We start from the raw sequence: 1,700 nt of genomic DNA, 5'->3' as shown, positions 1-1,700 counted from the left end.
TATGTATACATCATATAGTGCTATATCAATTCCCGAACGTCAACGACTTGATGACGATGGGAACTGTACGGCCTCTAAGAATTGGCTCTCCAATGTCGAGATAATCTCCATCCTGTGGGTGGATCTCGTCGATCACCACGAGTGGAATCGGCACACTGCTCTGAGCTGTAACCCGCTGAGCTAATACCTTAGCACAGTTTTGCTCGGCTACGATAATGAGGGTGTCTCCAGATTCATAGTTCGATTGGTAGACTTTCACGAATACTTCGGCTAACGAAGAGATACGCTCGAACGATAACTCACCAATACTGGGAAGAAATAGTCCATACTGCTGATCTTCGGCCTCGTAGAGTTGATGTGCGCTCTCTGTAGCCTTCTGGAGCACAGAAAGCATCTCCGTCGACGTAGAGGCGCGCTCAAGCGATGGGGTTTCATAGAGAGGAATGTTCCGAAGTGGGAGCAGGGAGTCGTCCACTTTGATTGTGGTACCACTCAACTCTGTGCTTCGAGTACCGGCTCCGATAACAGTTGCATTGATATCTTCTGTTAGTCTAATGACGTCAAATACTGAGGACTGGAACTGGTCGTTTACTGTTTTTGCGAGAAGTGGTCCAATATCGTTGAAGCTCGGCGACAGCATGTTTGTGGTGCCTGAGGGTGTATTCAAGAGTTTTCCCACGCCACCACTGAAGACAACGTGGTCGATATCGATGCTTCTTGGACTCAAATTACCGATGACGAATGACTGGGTTCGTGGACTAACTGATTGTCCACTGATGATGTCGAGCACCATTTTCCCCATTGTCCTAACCAACTTTCCAAGAGCGCTCTCGTCAGGCAGAGCCCCTTCTCTGATGTCGAGGTTCTGGTCGTTGATAAGCTTCGCAGCGGGCGGGGATATCTGTGCCACAGCACCGTCCTTGTCGAACTGAATGAGTCGACCGCCTACGTCAAGACACCGTGTTTCGGTCACCTCATCTCCAGTGAATATTCCAATATTTGTCGTCCCTCCTCCGATATCGATATTGGCAATCGTTTTTCCAGTTGACTGAGCATACTCTGCCGCACCCGAGCCCTTTCCTGCGAGGACTGCTTCAAGTGAGGGTCCTGCTGTCGCAATCACGAAATCACCAACCTCTTCGGCGAGGCTGTGAACGAGCTGCTTGGCGTTCTCCTTATAGGAACTTTCACCGGTCACGATGACGGCGCCGGTGTCGATGTCTTTGGGAGAATAATTGATTGCCTCGAGTTCCGTGGTGACGTATCTTTTCACCGCCTCTGTGTCGATAGTCGTTCGATCACTGAGCGGCGTTTCCTGCACTGCTCCTCGATGGACTATCTCTCGTTCGGTAACCTCGACAGCATTTGAACCTACTGTTGGTGAATCGAAGTGAAGGTGACTAACAACGAGTTGGATCGTCGTAGTGCCGATATCAATACCGATGCTCGTTAGTACGTTGGCGTCTCCAATCTGCATTATAATATCATAGTGGGTCCAAGTGTCGGTTCATTCGAGATCCAGACCACTTCCCTCTTGATCGTGCATCGTTTGGATAACTTCGACGAGTTCAGCTCCTGCTTCAACCGCGGGAATCCCGTCTGGATGAATATTCGAAATAACCGTCTTTTTAGCAGTCGGTTTCCCTCTCACAGGTTCGTATGTGAGATATGCACTGAGGCTCTTCGCTGTATTGAGGCCC

General features: G+C 49.7%; 2 protein-coding genes. Both read right to left on the bottom strand.

The annotated features are described in order from the left end of the window. Nucleotides 1–25: 25 nt before the first annotated feature. Nucleotides 26–1,477 (bottom strand): ethanolamine ammonia-lyase reactivating factor EutA, encoded by a 1,452-nt coding sequence (locus AUR66_RS16285; RefSeq protein ID WP_058573274.1) that lies wholly within the window; start codon nucleotides 1,475–1,477, stop codon nucleotides 26–28. Between the two features lie 30 nt (nucleotides 1,478–1,507). Next, on the bottom strand, nucleotides 1,508–1,700 hold a 193-nt coding region (locus AUR66_RS16280; protein ID WP_197409836.1), incomplete at its 5' end, for an ethanolamine ammonia-lyase light chain EutC.

It is taken from the genome of Haloferax profundi (assembly GCF_001469865.1).
Classification (GTDB): domain Archaea; phylum Halobacteriota; class Halobacteria; order Halobacteriales; family Haloferacaceae; genus Haloferax; species Haloferax profundi.
This window is presented reverse-complemented; position numbering and strand designations above follow the sequence as displayed.

Excerpts from the sequence above, each read along its gene's own strand:
- AUR66_RS16285 (WP_058573274.1), bottom strand. The coding sequence starts at position 1,477 with ATGCAGATTGGAGACGCCAACGTACTAACGAGCATCGGTATTGATATC.